Source organism: Natrinema pallidum (genome assembly GCF_005890195.1).
Lineage (GTDB): Archaea > Halobacteriota > Halobacteria > Halobacteriales > Natrialbaceae > Natrinema > Natrinema pallidum.
Genome location: NZ_CP040637.1, coordinates 839664 through 857739 on the forward strand (window position 1 = coordinate 839664; position 18076 = coordinate 857739).

19 protein-coding genes are annotated in these 18076 nt (G+C 65.7%); 6 read left to right on the forward strand and 13 right to left on the reverse strand.

Features of this window, described 5'->3' with window-relative positions:
* The first annotated feature begins 109 nt into the window (after positions 1-109).
* The 3 genes from FGF80_RS04100 (at position 110) to FGF80_RS04110 (ending at position 3900) form a co-directional block, all read left to right on the forward strand.
* Positions 110-1222, forward strand: a complete 1113-nt coding sequence (locus FGF80_RS04100) for an OBG GTPase family GTP-binding protein (RefSeq protein ID WP_006184493.1) — start codon at positions 110-112, stop codon at positions 1220-1222.
* A gap of 144 nt (positions 1223-1366) precedes the next feature.
* Positions 1367-3064, forward strand: coding sequence for a Na+/H+ antiporter NhaC family protein (locus FGF80_RS04105; protein ID WP_138652354.1), 1698 nt, complete (start codon positions 1367-1369; stop codon positions 3062-3064).
* 47 nt (positions 3065-3111) lie between these two features.
* Positions 3112-3900, forward strand: coding sequence for a VOC family protein (locus FGF80_RS04110; RefSeq protein WP_138652356.1), 789 nt, complete (start codon positions 3112-3114; stop codon positions 3898-3900).
* Between the two features lie 68 nt (positions 3901-3968).
* On the opposite strand, the gene FGF80_RS04115 is transcribed toward FGF80_RS04110, so the two are convergent.
* The 4 genes from FGF80_RS04115 to FGF80_RS04130 form a co-directional block, all read right to left on the reverse strand.
* Entirely contained in the window at positions 3969-4352 is a 384-nt protein-coding gene (locus FGF80_RS04115; RefSeq protein ID WP_138652358.1) for a universal stress protein, read from the reverse strand.
* A gap of 353 nt (positions 4353-4705) precedes the next feature.
* Positions 4706-5017, reverse strand: a complete 312-nt coding sequence (locus FGF80_RS04120; protein WP_006184490.1) for a DUF7521 family protein — start codon at positions 5015-5017, stop codon at positions 4706-4708.
* The gene (locus tag FGF80_RS04125) at positions 5014-5361 is read right to left on the reverse strand and encodes an ArsR/SmtB family transcription factor (RefSeq protein WP_006184489.1); all 348 of its coding nucleotides are present in this window, start codon (positions 5359-5361) and stop codon (positions 5014-5016) included. The genes FGF80_RS04120 and FGF80_RS04125 overlap by 4 nt, the downstream gene beginning before the upstream one ends.
* Positions 5362-5622: 261 nt before the next feature.
* Positions 5623-6357 (reverse strand): alpha/beta hydrolase family protein, encoded by a 735-nt coding sequence (locus FGF80_RS04130; protein WP_138652360.1) that lies wholly within the window; start codon positions 6355-6357, stop codon positions 5623-5625.
* A 309-nt stretch (positions 6358-6666) separates the two neighbouring features.
* Here FGF80_RS04130 and FGF80_RS19015 point away from each other — a divergent pair, with 309 nt between their 5' ends.
* The 3 genes from FGF80_RS19015 (at position 6667) to FGF80_RS04140 (ending at position 9491) form a co-directional block, all read left to right on the forward strand.
* A complete protein-coding gene (locus tag FGF80_RS19015; RefSeq protein WP_006184487.1) occupies positions 6667-6831 on the forward strand; it encodes a hypothetical protein in 165 nt (54 codons plus the stop codon).
* 248 nt (positions 6832-7079) lie between these two features.
* Entirely contained in the window at positions 7080-8150 is a 1071-nt protein-coding gene (locus tag FGF80_RS04135; protein ID WP_138652362.1) for a glycerophosphodiester phosphodiesterase, read from the forward strand.
* Between the two features lie 222 nt (positions 8151-8372).
* Positions 8373-9491: a tyrosine-type recombinase/integrase gene (locus FGF80_RS04140; RefSeq protein WP_138652364.1), complete on the forward strand. Its 1119-nt coding sequence runs from the start codon at positions 8373-8375 to the stop codon at positions 9489-9491.
* Between the two features lie 42 nt (positions 9492-9533).
* Here the strand turns inward: FGF80_RS04140 and FGF80_RS04145 are convergent, their stop codons facing one another.
* Genes FGF80_RS04145 through FGF80_RS04185 form a run of 9 tightly spaced genes read right to left on the reverse strand, consistent with a single transcriptional unit; the run spans position 9534 to position 17971 of the window.
* Complete coding sequence (locus FGF80_RS04145) at positions 9534-11372, reverse strand: Na(+)/H(+) antiporter subunit D (protein ID WP_138652366.1); 1839 nt, start codon at positions 11370-11372, stop codon at positions 9534-9536.
* Positions 11372-13276, reverse strand: coding sequence for a proton-conducting transporter transmembrane domain-containing protein (locus FGF80_RS04150; RefSeq protein ID WP_138652368.1), 1905 nt, complete (start codon positions 13274-13276; stop codon positions 11372-11374). Before FGF80_RS04150 ends, FGF80_RS04145 begins: the two co-directional genes overlap by 1 nt.
* A complete protein-coding gene (locus FGF80_RS04155) occupies positions 13276-14871 on the reverse strand; it encodes a proton-conducting transporter transmembrane domain-containing protein (RefSeq protein WP_138652370.1) in 1596 nt (531 codons plus the stop codon). Before FGF80_RS04155 ends, FGF80_RS04150 begins: the two co-directional genes overlap by 1 nt.
* A complete protein-coding gene (locus tag FGF80_RS04160) occupies positions 14864-15241 on the reverse strand; it encodes a cation:proton antiporter subunit C (protein ID WP_138652372.1) in 378 nt (125 codons plus the stop codon). Before FGF80_RS04160 ends, FGF80_RS04155 begins: the two co-directional genes overlap by 8 nt.
* Positions 15234-15761 carry an MnhB domain-containing protein gene (locus FGF80_RS04165; protein ID WP_138652374.1) on the reverse strand — a complete coding sequence of 176 codons (528 nt, stop codon included), beginning with the start codon at positions 15759-15761 and terminating at the stop codon, positions 15234-15236. Before FGF80_RS04165 ends, FGF80_RS04160 begins: the two co-directional genes overlap by 8 nt.
* Complete coding sequence (locus tag FGF80_RS04170) at positions 15761-16300, reverse strand: DUF4040 domain-containing protein (RefSeq protein ID WP_138652376.1); 540 nt, start codon at positions 16298-16300, stop codon at positions 15761-15763. The genes FGF80_RS04165 and FGF80_RS04170 overlap by 1 nt, the downstream gene beginning before the upstream one ends.
* Positions 16297-16662 carry a monovalent cation/H(+) antiporter subunit G gene (gene mnhG / locus FGF80_RS04175; RefSeq protein ID WP_006184478.1) on the reverse strand — a complete coding sequence of 122 codons (366 nt, stop codon included), beginning with the start codon at positions 16660-16662 and terminating at the stop codon, positions 16297-16299. Before mnhG ends, FGF80_RS04170 begins: the two co-directional genes overlap by 4 nt.
* Positions 16659-16937: a cation:proton antiporter gene (locus FGF80_RS04180; protein ID WP_006184477.1), complete on the reverse strand. Its 279-nt coding sequence runs from the start codon at positions 16935-16937 to the stop codon at positions 16659-16661. Before FGF80_RS04180 ends, mnhG begins: the two co-directional genes overlap by 4 nt.
* Positions 16937-17971 (reverse strand): monovalent cation/H+ antiporter subunit E, encoded by a 1035-nt coding sequence (locus FGF80_RS04185; protein ID WP_006184476.1) that lies wholly within the window; start codon positions 17969-17971, stop codon positions 16937-16939. The genes FGF80_RS04180 and FGF80_RS04185 overlap by 1 nt, the downstream gene beginning before the upstream one ends.
* Positions 17972-18076 lie beyond the last annotated feature (105 nt).

Genomic DNA, 18076 nt, shown 5'->3' on the forward strand with positions numbered 1-18076 from the left:
TACGAACACGGCCGAGGAAACGAGTGTCCGGTTCGGGAGGAGAACTGTGGCGGCGTCCCAGCGTGTGTCTCGAAAGGGTTTTTCGGCGCGGCCGGTTGCATACTGACAAATGGGGCTCGAGGATGAAATCGAGGCAATCGAAGACGAAATAGCCAATACGCCCTACAACAAGTCGACTGAGGCCCACATCGGCCGGCTGAAGTCCAAGCTCGCGGAGAAAAAGGAGAAACTCGAGAAACAGCAGTCCGGGTCGGGCGGCGGTGGCGGCTATTCCGTCGAGAAACACGGCGACGCGACCGTCGCGCTGGTCGGGTTCCCGAGCGTCGGCAAGTCGTCGCTGCTGAACTCGCTGACGAACGCGGAGAGCGAGACGGGGTCCTACGAGTTCACGACGCTCGACGTCAACCCGGGGATGTTGAACCACCGTGGCGCGAACATCCAACTGCTCGACGTCCCGGGACTGATCGAAGGCGCGGCGGCGGGCAAAGGCGGCGGCCAGCAGGTACTGGCGGTCGTCCGCAACGCCGACCTCATCATCTTCATGCTCTCGGTGTTCGAGATCGAGCAGTACGATCGGCTGCGTGAGGAGCTGTACGACATCAACATCCGCGTCGATCAGGAGCCCCCGCAGGTCACGGTCCGCCCGAAGATCAAAGACGGCATCAAGATCACCTCGAGCACCGACCAGGACTTAAACGAGAAGACCATCAAGGACGTCCTCCGCGAGCACGGCTACGTCAACGCCGACCTGAATCTCCAGGAGAACGTCTCCATCGATCGGCTGGTCGACGGCCTGATGGAGAACCGAGAGTATATCCCCTCGATCACCTGCGTCAACAAGGTCGACTTGATCGATCCCGACTACAAGGAAACGGTCGACGAGCAGTTGCGCCAACGCGATTTGGATCCCGAGGCGGTCACCTTCATCAGCGCCGAAGAGGAGAAGGGGCTCGACGTGCTCAAAGACCGCATCTGGGAGCGACTCGGACTGATCCGGGTCTACATGGACAAACCCGGCCGCGGTATCGACTGGGAGGAACCGCTCGTCGTCGAGCAGGGGACCACCGTCGGCGAGGCCGTCGAAAAACTCGGCGGCGAGATGGAAGAGCGGTTCCGCTTCGCCCGCGTGACCGGTCCCAGCGCGGCCCACGACCAACAGCAGGTCGGAAAGGACCACGTGCTCGAGGACGAGGACGTGCTGAAACTGATTCTGCGACGCTAGTCCCGGAAGGTCGACCCGTTCTCGTCACGTCACCCGACGGCTCGGCTGCCGCTCGGATCGGTCCGCATGCGGTACTGTCGAGAGGATCACACGAGTCGGATCGGAACGGTCAATAATATCCGGCGAGCCGAAGACTAGACAGCTATGGCTACGTACGGGGCACTCTCCGTGTTGCCGCCGCTGCTCGCGATCGTCCTCGCGATCGTGACCCGCCGGCCGATGCTGGCGCTGTTTCTCGGCATCTGGTCGGGGGCGGTCATCCACACCGAGAGTCTCGGCATCGCACAGACCTTCGACTGGATCGTCAGCGCGGTCATCGTCGACGACGGCTTCCACGTCCAGATCCTCGTCTTTACGCTCCTGTTGGGGTCGGGCGTCGCGCTCATCTGGCGGCTCGGCGGTGCGATCGCGGTCCGCCACTGGGCGACCGAACACCTCGAGACCCAGCGGACCGTCGGGCTGACCACGTGGATACTGGGACTCGTGTTGTTCTTCGACGACTACGCCAACACGGCCATCGTCGGGAGTACGATGCGGGAACTCTCCGATCAGCTCCACATCTCCCGGGAGAAGCTCGCGTACATCGTCGACTCGACGGCCGCGCCCGTCGCGACGCTGGGCATCTCGAGTTGGGTCGCGTTTCAGCTGTCGCTGATCAGGAGCGCGTACGACGACATGGGCGTCGCGGACGAGGCACCGACGGCGTTCGAGACGTTCGTGGGCTCGATCCCCTACAACACCTACGCGCTGCTGGCGATCGTCATGGTCGGCATCATCGTCTACACCGGGCGGGACTACGGCGAGATGCTCGACGCCGAACACCGCTCGCGGACGACGGGCGCGGTCAACCGCGAGGGTGCACAGCCGCTCCAGAAGGTCGAGGAGGACCTGGGCGCGCCGATCGACGAGCGCCCGATGCTGCGGACCTTCTTCGCGCCCGTCGTCGTCCTGATCACGGTGACGCTCGCGAGCGCCTTCTGGACGGGGTATCAGTCGTGGCTCTCGGCGCAGGCCGAGGCGGGAGCGCCGACGGCGTTCGGTGCCGCCGTCGACGACACGGGGCTCACGCGGGTGCTGATCGACATCGTCGGCGCGGGTGACTTCGCGGCGGCGCTGATCTGGGGGTCGTTCGCGATGGTCGCGACCGCGATCGCGATCGGGCTGGCCTACGACCTCTTCGATATCGGCGACGGCGTCGATACCGTCATCGACGGCTTCGGCATCATGCTGACGGCGGTCACGATCCTCGTGCTCGCGTGGACGATCAGCAGCGTCGCGGAGACGCTCGGCACGGGCGACTACGTCGCCACTATCGCCGAACCGTACCTCACGGCCGAGTTGCTCCCCGTTCTCATCCTGTTCATCGCCGCCTTCGTCGCGTTCACCATGGGTTCGTCCTGGGCGACGATGGGACTCGTCACTCCGATCGCCATTCAGGTCGCGTACGAATTCGGGAGCGGATTCGAACTCGTCCCGGTCGCCGTCGGTGCCGTCTTCTCCGGCGCGATCTTCGGCGATCACGCCTCGCCGATCTCCGATACGACGGTGCTCTCGGCGACGTTCTCCGGTGCGGACCTGATCGACCACGTGCGCACGCAACTTCCCTACGCTCTGACCGTCTTCCTCGTGGTCATCGGCTGTTACCTGCTCAACGGCTACCTCGGCGTCCCGCCGCTCGTCTTCCTGCCGCTTGGTACCGTCGCCCTCGTCGGCCTCGTCGTCGGCCTTTCGAGAGTCGACGCCGGTCGAAAGGGGCTCGAGCCGACCGCGACGATCACGGCCACCGAGATCGCCAGTTCCGAATCCGAACGCGGCTCGGAGTCGCCGGAGACCCGCGAGTAGGCCCCGCAGTCGCCAATTTTTTGGAGGGCGCAGCTGTCCGTTCGCGTATGGACGGAACGCTCGATCACACGATGATCCGCGTCGCTGATCTCGAGGACTCGCTCGACTGGTACCGATCCCACCTCGAGTACGAGGAGAAGGATCGCTACGAGGGCGACGGCTTCACTATCGTCTATCTCGGGCCCGAGGGGATGCACGAGGACGGCGCAATGCTCGAGCTCACCCACAACGAGGGTGAGGAGCCCGAACTGGGTGACGCCTGGGGCCACATCGCGGTCCGCGTTCCCGAAGGCGAACTCGAGGACTACTACCAGCAGCTCATGGACGAGGGCGTCGAGGACTACCGCGACCCCGAGTCCTGTGGCGGCCGCTACGCGTTCGTGAAAGACCCCGACGGCCACGAGATCGAGATCGTCCAGCGTGAGGCCGGGGCACTCTGGTCGCTCGACCACACCATGATCCGCGTCGAGGACGCCGACGAGGCGCTGGGCTTTTGGACGCGCAAGTTCGGCTACGACGAGGTCGGCCGGTGGGAGGCCGACACCTTCGCGAACTACTTCGTCGAACCCACGGATGCCGCTGACGAGGCGATGTCCGTCGAACTGACGTACAACTACGACGGCCGGAGCTACGAGATGGGCGACGCGTGGGGCCACCTCTGCGTCCGCCTCGACGACCTCCACGACGACTGGGACCGACTCATGACTCGGGACGCAGCGGACTACCGCGACCCCGAGAGCTGCGACGACATGTACGCCTTCACTAAAGACCAGGACGGCCACGAGATCGAACTCATCGAGCGCGATCTCGAGGCCGATTCGCTGTTCCCGTTTTAGGATCGCCGCGGCCACGGTCGACGCGAACGTCCCCGACGAACGCGGGTGGTTCGAAACCGTCGGGCCACCTACGGGTCGGGAATCGGAACGACGACGACCGGCTGCGTCGCGTCAGCCAGGACCCGCCGCGCGGTCGACCCGACAGCTCGCGTCGCGTCGGGATCGCCACCGTGCGCGCCGATGACGAGTTCGTCGACGTCGACCGCCGCCGCCGTCTCGAGAAGCACCGTTGCCGGGGACCCCGACCGGCGCTCGGTCTCGACGCTACCGGCAGCCCCGAGTCGGACGGCTGCGACGTTCAACGCCTCGTCGGCGTCACGGCGCGCGGTCGGATCGTCGTCCGGGAGGACGGCGACGGCAGTCACGGTGTCGGCCGGGGTCACCCGGTCGTCGAGGTAGTCACAGATCGCCGCTGTCGTGTGGACGGAATCAGTACCGACGAGGTAATCCATAGCGACGCTACGGCGGCCTTCTCGAAGAACCCTGTGACGGGGGCGGGTGAGCCCGACCGAAACGCACGGATTTTCCGACCCAGAAAACGCGCTCGTATCACTAATACGATGGGGCGGGTAGGGACGTATGGGGGACGAGAGAGGCCGCCACCACACGCCTTCGTGGTCCCCCGTGCCTCCCCGCATCCGATCATCCCACTATGGGTCGCGACGCCAGCCTTGCCCCCTCCGCCCCCGCGACTCCCCCTCGCGCGGGGGCGTCCTGCGTCGTTCGACCCCCTCCTCACTGTCAGCGGAACCGGTGATCCCGGGATGGCTTCGGCCCTACACGTTTGCTCGCGACGACGAATCGATCAGTGCCGTCCGTACAGCGAGTAGGTGATCGCGCCCAGTCCGAGCAGTCGACTCACGTTCTCGAGCAGCGCGATGACGATCTGATCCGCCCTGACGAACGTCGTCATCACCACGTTAATCAGGAAGGGACACAGCGTCAGCAAGAGGAGTCCAATGGCGAGATAGAGCATCGACGATGCATCGTTGCGCCGGTAGCCACGGTAGGCCTGATAGGCGATAATCGTCCCGACAAGCGCGACAAGGAAGAGACTCGCGATCGTCAACAGTTCGAACAGCGTCACCTCGTTGATCCGGACGACCTCTCGACTCATCGCATTCCCTCCCACATGCGAGTGAACTTGTCGGCGACGTCTTCCTCGCGATACGTCAACTCGAGAGTGAACGAGCCGTCCTCCAGCGACAGCTCCAGTCGGTCGAGGTTCGCACTATAGACGCTGTAGTGGTTGCCGTCGGAGGCGAGTTCCGTCTCTTCGGTGACGAGATCACACTCCTCGAGCCGCTCGAGCCGCCGATAGATCGTCGGGAGAGACGCGTCACATCGTTCGCTCAATGTGCTGGCAGACATGGGTTCGACGCTCGTGTGGGTGAGGATATCCCGTGCGTACTCGTCGTCGAGAACCGAAAGCAATGTCGACAGGTCAGTTTCCTCACTCACTGGTATAGCTGTTCCTACCGGCATGGATATCAAAAGCGGTCCGGTTTTTCTGGATCAGAAAACACGTTTGCTCGCGGGCGCGGACGGGAAGTTTGCCGACGGAGACGTGACTCGTCTGTGGCACGCGAGCCCCCTCGCCGGAGACGTGGCAGTCCGTGCGAACGGAATCGATCACACCACGAAGTCCGTATATCGATATCTGGTTTATCAGAAGGGGGCAGCGTGATAAACCGAGACGGCGGTCGATTGCGACCGAAACAGCTACTGGCGAGCGTCCGCCCACGCGAGCCAGTCGAACAGCCGATCACGCAGTCGCTGCTCGCCGGTCGCCGAAAACCGGTGGCCTTCGCCTGCGAACCGCTCGACGAGGACGTCGGTCTCGAGGCGCGCAGCGGCGGCGAAGCTATCGGCCGGATCGACGACCGCGTCGTCGCCGCCGTGGAAGATCGCGACCGGAACGTCGAGTTCGCCGACCACGTCGTCGAACGGGTAGCGCTCGAGCGCGTCGAAAAACTGCCGTTCGATTCGGTCGCCGGTATCGAACGTCCACGCCCCCTCGCGCTCGACGACGGTCCGGTACTCGTCGAACTGCTCGCTGGTCGTCACGGGTGCACGCGCCGCGACCGCCTCGACCCGCTCGTCCTCGGCGGCGGCGTGGACGGCGACTTTGCCGCCGAAACTCGAGCCGAACAGCGCGTAGGATCGGGGATCGAAATAGTCGACGACGTGGCGGAGGTCGGTGAGTCGCGTCTCGAGCGTCGAATCGACGAACTGGCCGTCGGACTCGCCACAGCCCCTGGCATCGAATCGGACGGCGTTGTACCCCGCTTCGCTGGCCCGGCGACACCGAGCCTCGTAACTCCCGGATTTGTCGCTGCGCAGGCCATGGCACCAGACGAGCCAGTCGTCGGAGTCTGCCTCGTGGTGGACGGCGGCGACGGTCGGAGCGGCGTCCGTCGTCGCGTTGCCGACCGGAATACGGTGTGCCTCGGGCATCTCGTATCCCGGCAGACGCCTGCCGGGGCCTTGATAGCTGCGTCCCGACGGTTGCTCGAGGCCGGTCCATCGTCGACGCCGAAATACCGCGGCGGTCGGTCCGAAGCGATCCCGGGATGTCCTCATGAACGGACAGCCCCCCGGTAGGTGGGTCAAGACCCGTTCGACGGGCTTCGCGGCATCTGGACGAACGATTCCGGAAGGAGACGACAGAGTCGGTCCCGGCGCGCTGTCACACTCGAGGCCACGGACCTGCGACCGGTGTCCTCCGGCGAACCGTTTATCGCTCACCGGCGGGTTGGGTCGTGCATGACCCGCACGACCTATCGGTGTCCGTGTGGCGCACGCATCGAGTTCAAACAGGACCTCGAGAAGGAACCCGGCGTCCCGACGCCGGACTGGAAGTGCAAGGACTGCGGGACGCCGGTCCCGGGAATGACGGCCGAGAAGATCAGGCATCAACATCCCTCCTGAATCGCCGCGCTGAAATCGTGCCCGACGCTGCTGCAGTATATATCAAATAGCGGTATATGAAATAACAGCACGGGAACTAGCGACTCCGAACGGCGCATCGCTCTCGAGAACTGTCGCCGACGGCCAGCCGGACGGAGCGGCCGTGTAGAGACGTATGCTGCGAACCGTTTGCACGGATAGTCGGCCACCGTACTATACAGAGGTATTATAATTCGTTTTCCCAGTCGTCCCGCTCTGCCGACCTGTAGATGTCCGAGACACACGACGACGACGAGCGACGAACCGACCACCCGGACACGTCCAGCGGCGCGCTTCGCCGCCGATCGTTTATCGTCGCGGCCGGCGCATCGGCGACCGGAATCGGCGGCGCTGCGGGGGCAACACCCGGTCGCGGGAGCGATGACGACGCTCCCGATAACCGCCGACACGACGAGTCGAAACGGAGCCACTCCATCGGTCGCGACGGCGATCCGGACCTGATCGCCCACCGTGGCTTCGCCGGCCTCTATCCCGAGAACACCGTCGGCGCGGTCGACGCGGCTTCCCGCGGCGGACAGTCCGCCATCGCCCCCTCACGCGGTGCCGACATGATCGAAATCGACGTCGTTCCGACCGCGGAAAACGACGTCGTCGTGTTCCACGATAGCCGACTCGCCGGTCGCGACGACGGCGAGCGCGGCCTCACCGACACCGAGGGCGTTGTCTGGGAGACCGACACGGCGACCGTCACGAACGCCGAGGTCCTCGCAAGCGGCGAAACCGTCCCCCGGTTGCGGTCCGTCCTCGAGGCGATTCCGCCCCACGTCGGCGTCAACGTCGAACTGAAGAACCCGGGGTCGTTCGACGTGGCCTTCGCCGAATCGCTGCCGCGGGCGGAACTCGAGGACCGGAAGCAACGCTGGCAGCCCTTCGTCGCGCGGGTGCTCGACGTGGTCGACGACTTCCACCACGAGTACCTCTTCTCGTCGTTTTACGAGGCGGCGCTGGCGACGACCCGCGACGCGTCCGACTACGCCGTCGCGCCGCTGCTCTGGAACTCCGTTCGGGACGGTGTCGAAATCGCGCGACGCTACGACTCCGAGGCGATTCACCCGCCCTACCACATGATTCAGGGAACGCCGTTTTACGCTGATCAGCGCTACGAGGACGGAGCCGGCTGGTCTGACATCGATCTCCTCGCCGTCGCACACGAGGAGGGTCGAGACGTGAACGTCTTCACCCTCGCGACGTGGTACCAGGGCGAACAGCTCGCAGCGGCCGGCGTCGACGGACTCATCAGCGACCACGCGGACGTGCTCCGGTTCGGCGCGACGCGGTAACCCGAGAGACACGGACGCTTCGGATCGGATCGCGGCCGGGTCACACTTTTCCGATCCGTGAGACCGAAACACGGATTTAGGATCGTGGAACAGTATCCAACGAGTAATGATCCGTGGCGTTCCCCGCACGATCCGTTCTTGCCGCGGTGATACCCGCCACGAGCGGCGACGCGGAGGCTCGCGATCGCGTCTCCGTCCGATACCGGGGCGGGTGATCGCGTCGTGACCGAAGTGGCGATCGCCGACGCGGTCGACGCCTATCTCCAGCGAAAGGCCGTCGGCGACCCCGACGGCTCGGGCGCGGGAGCCTACGCGTCCAACGCGGAATCGATCCTCCGGCGGTGGGCCACCTGGCTCGAGGAAGAGCACGATCGCACGTCGCTGTTCGCGCTCGAGGTCGACCACATGCGCGCTTACGCCGAGGAACTCCGCCGACGGACGGAGCGCGGGGAGTACACTGCCTCGACCGCTGGCACCTACTACGCGGTGGTCCGCGCGTTCCTCTCGTGGTGTGTTCGCGGCGGCGTCCTCGAGCGAAACCCCGCGGCGACCGACCGCGCCGAAGCCGCATTGCCGACCGCCGACACGCGGCCATCCGACGACTCCTGGACGGCCGATCAGCGGCGCGCACTCGAGCGCCACGTCCGCGAGCGGGTGCTCGAGGCCGACGCCCAGTCGACGAGCGAGCGCCGCACTCGGCTGCGCGAGTACGCGATGGTCGCCGTCCTCGCTCACTCGACGGTCCGCGGCGCGGAGCTGTTCCGGGTCCCGGAGGACGACCGTCGTACGGGTGCGACCTGGGACGACGTCGACTTCTACACCGGGACGATCCGCGTGCTGGGGAAGTCCCAGCGCCTCGAAGACGTACCGCTTCCCGCCCGTGCGCGGACGCCGTTGCGGCGCTATCGAGTCGTGCTCGATCCGCCGTCGAACGACTGGCCGCTGTTTCCGACGGGGCATGCGCCGTCGATCGCCGCGCGAGTCCGGTCGGTGCTGGACGATCGCGGCCACGACGAGCGCGAGATCGAGGCGCTGCTCGAGGACGCGACGGCGATGGAACTCGCACGCGAGCGGTCGATCGCCCCGCCGGCGATCACTACTGAGGGCGCGCGGTCGATCCTGAAGCGACTCTGCGAGGCAGCCGTCGTCGATGTCGACGGGAACTACCTGACGCCGCGGGGTGTCCGCCGAGAGCACGACGACGTGTACCGACGCGAAGCGACGGCGTCGAAACCGACCCTGCGGGCGTCGGTCCTCGAGCAATCGATCGTGGTACAGGAAACGCAGCGGTCGCCCGAGACGGACGCGAAGCGGCGCGACGAGCAGTCGAAGACGGAGTAAACGCGCGGATTGTCCAGGTGACGGTCGATCCTCCGACGACGCTCAGACGACGAGGAGCCACAGGACCACCGTCAGGACGAGCGTCAACAGCAGGACGGTGGTCCCGATGCCGGTCCGGAGGTGGATCGTCGACGGGCGGCCGCCGTCGGTCGGCTGCCGTTCGTCGACGGCGACCAACCAGTCGGGCAACTGCCCCGCCGCCGCGTCGACGGCGAGAACGGGGTTGTTCCCGATCCAGTAACAGCGTTTGACCGCACCGACGACGGTCCGGTCGACGGCGGCGTAGGTTCCGGTGACGCCGAGCATCGTCCAGCGACTGACGGCGTAGGTCGCAGGGTAGACGACCATCGCCGGATCGCCGAGGTCGAGTTTCGAGAGCGGCTTCCGGACGACGACGAAGGTGGCGGCCGCGACGCCGGTCAGTACCCCCGCCGTCTGCAGGTGGCCCGAACTGTAGGGGTGGAGATGGCTGTGCCCGCCGTAATACTCGAACTCGAGGCCGTGGATCGTCGGCGCGAGGTCGGCCAGTCCCTGCCACCAGACGCCGAAGAGGAGACAGGCCCCGCCTAGCCCGAGCATCGCGACGGTCTGGCCGGGTTTGGCGTCCGCGACCTCGAGATCGCTCTCGCCGTGGAAGAAGACGTAGTAGCCGAGCTTGATAAAGGACAGCAGCGTCCCGATCGCGCCGAGCCAGAGCAGCCAGTACAGCGCCTGATACTCAGGCTGGCCGTAGTAGTGGGGGTCGGCTGCATCGAAGAGCATCCCTTTGCTGACGTATCCGTTGAAGCCCGGAATCGCGGTGATCGAGAGTGCGCCGAACCCGAACCCGATCGCGGTCAGGGGCATCTCGCGCCAGAGGCCGCCTAGCTTGTACAAGTCCTCCTCGCCGGTGCGATAGATGACGACGCCGACGGCCATGAACAGCAGGCTCTTGAACAGCACGTTGTTGAACAGGTGGCTCATCGCGCCGGCGGCGGCGAGATCCGACCCCATCGTGGCCATACCGATCCCGGCGACGATATAGCCCAGTTGGGCCTGAATGTGATAGGAGAGGAGCGCCCGCATGTCGTGTTGCAACAGGGCAAAGGTCGCGCCGTAGACGGCCATCAGCCCGCCCATGTACGCGATGTAAATGCCCAGATCGCTCCCGGCATCGACCGGGAACGCCCGGTAGAGGACGAACGCGCTCGTCTTCGTCGTGTACACCGAGAGGAAGACGGAGGCCGCGATGTGGGGTCGCGGGTAGGTGTCGGGGAGCCAGGTGTGGACCCCGATAAATGCGACGTTGACCCCCATCCCCAGCACCGCGAGCAGCGCCGGAATCCCGTTTGCGATCCCGGCCCCGTCGTAGACGAAGGTACCGGTCTGGACGTAGTGAACCGCGACTGCCATCATCACGAGCACGCCGCCGGTGCCGTGGAACAGCGCGTATCGGAAGCCAGCCCGAACCGCCTCGCCGCCGTAGTGCCAGACCACGAGCGTGCTGGTGACGGCCATCAACTCCCACATGAACAGGAGCACGAGCCAGTCGCCGGCGAAGGCCGCCCCGATCGACGAGGAGACGTAGACGAGCGCGAACGCGACCAGCGTCTTACTGGCCTCGCTCGAGTAGGCGTAGATGACGCTACAGACCCCGAGGAAGCCGAGGCCCAGCCCGACCATTCGGGAGAAGTCGTCGACGTAGAACGGGACGACATCGAACCCGAGGAAGGTCCCCGCGAGGTGCTGGCCCTCGGGCGCCACCAGCGAGATCGCAAGCACGGCTGCGAGACTGAGCGCGCCGACGGCGAAGCCGGCGATCCGCGGCAGGACGAGCACGAGCAGCGCCGCCGCGAAGACGATGAGCGGCGGGTAGGCCATCGACAGGAACTCGAGTGTCATCAGGTGGACACCTCCGTCACGAGTCGGTCGAACGGAACGGCAGTCAGCTCCTCGAAGGGCAGTCCGAAGACGCCCCCGACGATCTGTCTCGCCAGGTCGAGGAAGACGGCGTAGTCGGGGCCGACCCCGAGGATGACCGCGCCGGTCGCGATCACGGCGATGGGCGCGAGCATCAGCCACGTGGTCTCGGTACCCGGCGACCGACGCGGCCAGCCGTCGGCCGGCGGTCCGCCGGTCAGGTGGTCGTCGAAATCGCCGTGGTGGTCGACGGAACTGACTTGCTCTCCGCCGGGAACCTCGGCGTCACTCGGGTATTCGTCGACGGCGTACTCGTCGGTCCCGTCCTCGTCCGCGTCGGCTCGCTCCGGATCGGATCGGTCGGCTTCGCCATCGGTCGGCTGCCCGCCGTCGGCGGCGACATCCGCGTCGGACCGGTCGGCGTACGATTCGACCAGCCCGCCCCGTGGGAACTCGAGGAGGGGTTTGGCGTCGTGGCGATCCTCGCTCTCGAAGAACGCGGTGTAGACGACCGGCCAGAAGTACGCGACGTTGAGGACGGCCGAGAGCAACAGTGCGGCGGCGAACAGCCAGTATTCGCCGCCCATGGAGCCGGCACCGAGCAGCATGTAGAACTTGCTGACGAAGCCGGCGACCGGCGGGAGACCGGCCATGCCGGCCGCACCGACCGTGAAAGCGGTCATCGTTAGCGGCATCCGCTTGCCGATGCCGGCCATCTCGCTGATGTAGTCGGTGTGGGTCTCGACGTGGATCGATCCCGCACAGAAGAACAGCGTGAGCTTCGCGAACGCGTGGGCGGGAATGTGAAACAGCGCGCCGACCATCGCGTACGGATGCAGCATCGAGAGCCCGAGCACGATGTAGGACAGCTGTGCCGTCGTCGAGTACGCCAGCCGGCGCTTGAGGTGGTCCTTCCGCATCGCGATGATGCTCGCCGCGGTCAGCGTGAACGCGGCGACGATGGCAACGGGGATGTTCAATCCGACGGTGCCGATGCCGGGCACGTCAAGCGGTAGGTCGTGGATCAGCCCGGGACCGTAGACCTCGAGAATGACCCGGGCGATGCCGAACGCACCGGATTTGACGACCGCCACGGCGTGGAGCAATCCGGAAACGGGCGTCGGGGCGACCATCGCGTCGGCGAGCCAGGAGTGAAGCGGCATCAAGGCGGCCTTGACGCCGAAGCCGGCGATGAGCAGGAAGAAGGCGGCCTGCGCGTAGACCGGCTCGGCCTGTGCGGCCGCGGCGAGCGCGTCCATCCCGCCCGCTTCGAAGGCGAGCGTCGGCCCGCTGCGGACCAGACTCGTCAACCAGTAGATCATGGCGGTCCCGGCGAGCAGAAAGACGCCGCCGCCGAAGAAGGTGTACGTGATGTACTTTCGGCCGGCGATTCGCGCCTCGGAGTCCTCGTTGTGGGCGACTAGCGGGTACGTGACAAGCGAGAGCAGTTCGTAGAAGACGAAGATCGTCACCAGATTCGCCGCAAAGGCGATCCCGACGGCGGCTGAAAGGCTGGCCGCGAAGGAGGCGAAAAAGCGCGTCTGGGAGTGCTCGTCGAGCCCGCGCATGTAGCCGATGGCGTAAAAGGACGTGAAGATCCAGAGGAAACTCGCGAGGAGGGCAAAGAAGATTCCCAGGGGATCGGCTCGAAGGGCGAAATCGATACCCGAGAGGAACTGAATCCCGGTGCTCTCTCGGAGGCTCCACGCGAAGACGGTCCCGTCCATAACCGCGGGAAGCATGCTGACGATGATTCCGAACTTCGCGAGGGCGGCGACGACCGACCAGCCTTCGCGGAGGTTCGGACGACGATGCGACGCGACGATCAGGACGATGGCGACCGCTGACACCAACACGGCGGCGAGCGGTCGAATATCTGCAACCATTAGTTGATCACCTCGGTGAGGAACGGATCGAGTAGTTCGGCGATCGTTCCCCCCGCGAAGCCGAGGGCAACGGCGCCGAGCGCGGCGAGGACGACGATCGCGACCATGCCGGTCGAAACGGGAGCCTCCGATCGGTCGCCGCGAATGGCGGCGATGGCGGCTCCGGGTTCGTCACGTGCGGGTTCGGCACCGGAATCGTCGGGTCCGGCATCACCGCCGTCCGTCGCGACCGGAGCCGGCGCGTGGGGCCGTTCGGCCGTCGCGGACGGCGTGAAGTACATCTTCTCGAGCAGGCGAGCGGCGTAGGCGAGGGTGAGCATGGTACTGAGGAAGATCACGGCGGCGACGGGCCACAGTTCGGACTGGACGGCACCGAGCGCGATGTACCACTTTCCGACGAAACCGACGCCCGGTGGGACGCCGACGAGCGAGAGCAAGAGCACGGCGATCGCGCCGGCGGCGATCGGTCGCGATTTGGCGAGGCCGGCATACTCGTCGACGGTGCGGGCGTCGTAACTCCGCGCGACGAGTGCAACCCCCAGGAAGAGACCGGCCTTCACCAGACCGTGACCGACGAGATGGATCGCGGCACCGATGAAAGCCGTTTCGGAGCGCCCGGCGATGACGACGCCGTAGGCGGCGATCACGAGTCCGAACTGCGAGACCGACGAGTACGCGAGCATCCGCTTGACCTCGGTCTGGATGACAGCCAGTATCGTTCCTGCGAGGACGCTCACGCAGCCGATGGTGAGGACGACCGCAGCCGCGTTCGGCATCGCGGTGAGGTACTCGACGCCGAAGACGGTCACGATCAGCCGGCCGAACGCGTACGCGGAGGCAGTTGAGACGAGCGCGGCGATCAGCGGCGTCACGCCGTCGGGAGCCTGCTGGTAGGCGCTCGGTTGCCAGGTGTGCAGCGGCCACTGAGCGACCTTCACGGCGAAGCCGACGACGATGAACGCGACGCCGGTATGGATCAGCGTCTGACTCTCCGCGGCGGGAATCGCGTCGGCGAGTTCGAGCATGTTCAGCGTCCCCGTCGCCATGAAGACGAACGCGACGCCGATCAGGTACATCGACGCGGCGATCGTGCCCAGGATCAGGTACTTCAGGGAGGCGACCGCCGCTTCGGGACCGTCGCCGCTGGCGACCAGCGCGTAGGTCGCCAGGCTCGTGATCTCGAGGAAGACGAACAGGTTGAACACGTCGCCGGTCAGCGAGATGCCGAGCAGCCCGGCGGTCAGCAGCAGGTAGGCGGTGTAGAACGTGTTTCCGCGCGGGCCGCCCCGGCGCGTGTACGCGAGGACGCCGGTGGCGACGGCGGTCACGAGCAGGACGATCAGCATCGAGAACTGATCGGCGACGAGTTCGATCCCAAACTCGCGGGAGTAGCCGCCGAGCGTGTGGGTGACGTCCGCGCCGCGAGTGTAGACGATGCTCGCGAGAGCGGTCGCCCCGATGAAGAGCGCGCTCGTCGTGAGTGTGGCGACAGTCCAGCCCGTTCGGTCGAGCCACAGGCCCAGCGCGATCGGGAGCGTCGCCGCGAGGATCGGTACGGCGATCAGCAGCGGAAGGAGCAGATCGACGCTACTCATCGGCACGCACCTCCCGAAGCGTGTCCTCGCGGAGCGTCCCGTACTCCGCGTAGATGCGGATGATCAGCGCCAGTCCGACCGCCGTCAGCGCGATCCCGACGACGATAGCGGTCAGCACGATCACCTGGGGCAGCGGGCTCGCAACCATGACGTTCAGGGGAACGCCGCCTTCGGGGACGATCGGTGCCGACGCACCCTCGGCGTCGATATAGGCCATCGAGATGAAAAACAGGAAGATAGCCGTCTGGAAGAGGTTCACCCCGATCAGTTTCTTCACGAGGTTCTCGCTGGCGATCACCATGTAGATCCCGATACCCAGCAGAACGAACACCAGCACGTACGTATAGTGGCTAAAGATGGACTCAATCATCGTCACTCACCACCTCATCCGCCGACTCGCCGCGCTCGTTGCGCTCGTTGCGGCCGCCGGTCCCGCTCGGTCGCTCGGGCGAGAACCCGGCTGCCATCGTAAAGAAGAGACTAATGATGGTTCCCGTGACGATCAGCGAGATGCCGCCGATCTCGATGGCCTCGAGTCCCCACTTCGGCTTGATGTGGAACACCTCCTTGAGCATGGTGAACTCGAGGAAGTGCCCGCCCAGTGCGATCATCGCGAGGCCGATAGCCCCGAAGATGACGACGCCGCCGGTGATGATACCGACGAGGAAGGAATTACGAAGCCACCGGCGGGTCGGCTCGATGCCGAACGCGAAGGCGAGCATGAGGACGGTGACGCCGACGACGGTCCCTCCCTGGAACCCCCCGCCGGGGGCGTCGCCCCCATGGAAGGTCATGAACAGCCCGTACGTGAGCGTAAACGGTGCGATGATCTTGACGGCGGTCATGATCACCTGACTCTCGGTGTAGGTATCGTCGACGGATTGCGACATTAGGCGAACACCTCGCGTTTCAGGACGAGCAGGGTCGAGACGCCGGCGGCGAAGACGACGACCGCCTCGCCGAAGGTGTCGAACCCACGGTAGGCGGCGAGCACGGCTGTGACCGCGTTCTTGACGCCAGTTTCGTGATACGTCTCGGTGATGTAGTGTTGGGTGACCTCGAGATTCGACCAGACGGGCGTGTCCGTGCCACCGACTGCGTACATTTCGGGCAGAACGACGCTACAGAGCAGGAGTACGAACGCACCGACGACGACGACCGCCGGGACGTGAATCCGTTCGCTAAGCCGGTCGGTCGACGGGCGCGTCGTCCGTGCGATCGTCAGCAACAGCAACAGCGTCGTGACGCCGGCCCCGATGGCGGCCTCGGTCATCGCCACGTCGGGAGCCAACAGGAACGTATAGAGGATCGCCATGCCGAGGCTGTAGGCCCCGAAGACGATGATCACGGACAGAATATCGCGAAACAGCGCCGTCGCGAGGGCCGTCGCGAGAATAAACGCCACGAGGGTGTACGCGAACAGACTCATCGCGACTCACCGTCCGTCTCGGCGTCGCGATCGGTTTCGTCCCCGTCTTCGCCCTCCTCGGCGAGGACCGGCGCGACCCCCGTCTCGGCCGCCGATCGGGAGATCGCGTGGGCCGCCGTCGGATTCGTGATGAACACGAAAAACAGCAGGAGGACAGTGTAGACCGCCGCGTGCTGCCAGCCGAACGCGACCGCGACGCCGGCGAGCGCAAAGCCCGCCCCGAGCGTGTCGGTCTGGGAGGCGGTGTGGGCCCGCGAGTAGACGTCCGGCAGACGGATAACGCCGACCGTCGAGACGAACGTAAAGAGCACGCCCAACCCCAGCAGGGCGACGATCACCCAAAAGCGGAGCGTCTCGATCACAGCACACCACCTCGCTCGACGGTGAACTTCGAGATGGCGATCGACATCAGGAAGTTCAACAGGGCATAGATCAGCGCCACGTCGAGGAACCACGACTGGTCGAGCCCCGCCGCGAGCAGGGCGAGGATGACGACCGTGTTCGTCCCCAGTACGTTGACTGCCAGCAGGCGGTCCTGCGTCGTCGGCCCGACGACGGCGCGATAGAACATCATGATCGCGAGAATGACGAACAGCGCCGCCGCAGCGAGGAACACGTCCTTGAGCGGGACCGGCATCACAGCTCGTCACCCCCGACGATTTCGGCGTCGTCGCGTTCGCGCGGCGAGGCGATCGCCGCCGACTTGCGGCCGTAAAAGACGAAGCGAATCCCTCGCTCGAGGCCGCCGTCGAAGAGGTCGTCGCGGGCACCCGGGATCAGCGTGTGAACGAGCAGTTGCTGGTTGTTGGCTCGGACCGTTAGCGTCCCCGGCGTGAGCGTGATACTGTTCGCCAGCGCGGTCAGCGGCAGGCCGCTTCGGACGCGGGAGTTGACCCGCGTTAGCGTCGGCTCGATCGGCATCGACGGCCGGAGGATGACGAGCGAGACCGCGATATTGGCCTTGACGATCTCCCAGAGTAGATACGGGATGTAGAGGGCAAACCGGACGACTCGGAGCGGCGACTGCACGCGATCGAGCGGGACGGTAAACGTCACCTGCGCGAGCGAGACGGCGACGATACCGGCGACCGCCGCGCCGGTAACGAGATCGAACCAGTAGGTCGGATCCCCGAGGAGGAGATAGAAACCGTAGGAGATCAGAAAGGTCGCGAACAGGCGGTCGAAGCCCTCCGCACCGCCGTCGAGACGGCCGCGTCGGGCCGGCCGATCGACGGGCGCTTCGTCGTAGGCCAGCCCGATGCGATCGAGTTCGCGCTCGAGGGGCTGGAGCAACTGTGCGGTGACGCCGGGCTGATACTCGGGATCGAGGACGACGCGATCGATCCCGTGTTCGTCGGCGTAGGCGTCGAAGATTTCGGCGTAGTCGCGGGGGCCGAACAGGTACTCGTCGGCACCGAGCGTTGTCGTCTCGATCGTCACGTCGGCCCCGCCGGCGTCTTCTTCGACCCAGTTTTGTGCCCGCGAGAGCAGCCTCTCGGCGTCATCGCTGTACCGATCGCTCTCCGGGACATCGGCGTCGTATGGCATCGCGACGACGAGATGACACTCGAGCGAGTCGGCTGCCTCGAGACCGGACTGGACGGCGTAGCCAACCGTCTGTCGAACGGTCACCGTGTCCGACAGCGGAACGAGCAGGCGTTCAACCGCCACGGCGTCTCCCCCCTGGCGACCGTCGTTGGATACTCATGACTCTCGTTGTTAGTCGAACCAAGCGGTAGCCGTAGGAAAACGATTTCGTTATTCAGTAGCAACCGT

Bases quoted from the DNA above. Each gene is read 5' to 3' on its own strand.
- FGF80_RS04150 (WP_138652368.1), bottom strand. From the start codon at position 13,276: ATGGTTGCAGATATTCGACCGCTCGCCGCCGTGTTGGTGTCAGCGGTC.
- FGF80_RS04110 (WP_138652356.1), top strand. From the start codon at position 3,112: ATGGACGGAACGCTCGATCACACGATGATCCGCGTCGCTGATCTCGAG.
- FGF80_RS04100 (WP_006184493.1), top strand. From the start codon at position 110: ATGGGGCTCGAGGATGAAATCGAGGCAATCGAAGACGAAATAGCCAAT.
- FGF80_RS04165 (WP_138652374.1), bottom strand. From the start codon at position 15,761: ATGTCGCAATCCGTCGACGATACCTACACCGAGAGTCAGGTGATCATG.
- FGF80_RS19015 (WP_006184487.1), top strand. From the start codon at position 6,667: ATGACCCGCACGACCTATCGGTGTCCGTGTGGCGCACGCATCGAGTTC.
- FGF80_RS04145 (WP_138652366.1), bottom strand. From the start codon at position 11,372: ATGACACTCGAGTTCCTGTCGATGGCCTACCCGCCGCTCATCGTCTTC.
- FGF80_RS04105 (WP_138652354.1), top strand. From the start codon at position 1,367: ATGGCTACGTACGGGGCACTCTCCGTGTTGCCGCCGCTGCTCGCGATC.
- FGF80_RS04135 (WP_138652362.1), top strand. From the start codon at position 7,080: ATGTCCGAGACACACGACGACGACGAGCGACGAACCGACCACCCGGAC.
- FGF80_RS04160 (WP_138652372.1), bottom strand. From the start codon at position 15,241: ATGATTGAGTCCATCTTTAGCCACTATACGTACGTGCTGGTGTTCGTT.
- FGF80_RS04170 (WP_138652376.1), bottom strand. From the start codon at position 16,300: ATGAGTCTGTTCGCGTACACCCTCGTGGCGTTTATTCTCGCGACGGCC.
- FGF80_RS04130 (WP_138652360.1), bottom strand. From the start codon at position 6,357: ATGCCCGAGGCACACCGTATTCCGGTCGGCAACGCGACGACGGACGCC.
- FGF80_RS04120 (WP_006184490.1), bottom strand. From the start codon at position 5,017: ATGAGTCGAGAGGTCGTCCGGATCAACGAGGTGACGCTGTTCGAACTG.
- FGF80_RS04180 (WP_006184477.1), bottom strand. From the start codon at position 16,937: ATGCCGGTCCCGCTCAAGGACGTGTTCCTCGCTGCGGCGGCGCTGTTC.
- FGF80_RS04155 (WP_138652370.1), bottom strand. From the start codon at position 14,871: ATGAGTAGCGTCGATCTGCTCCTTCCGCTGCTGATCGCCGTACCGATC.
- FGF80_RS04115 (WP_138652358.1), bottom strand. From the start codon at position 4,352: ATGGATTACCTCGTCGGTACTGATTCCGTCCACACGACAGCGGCGATC.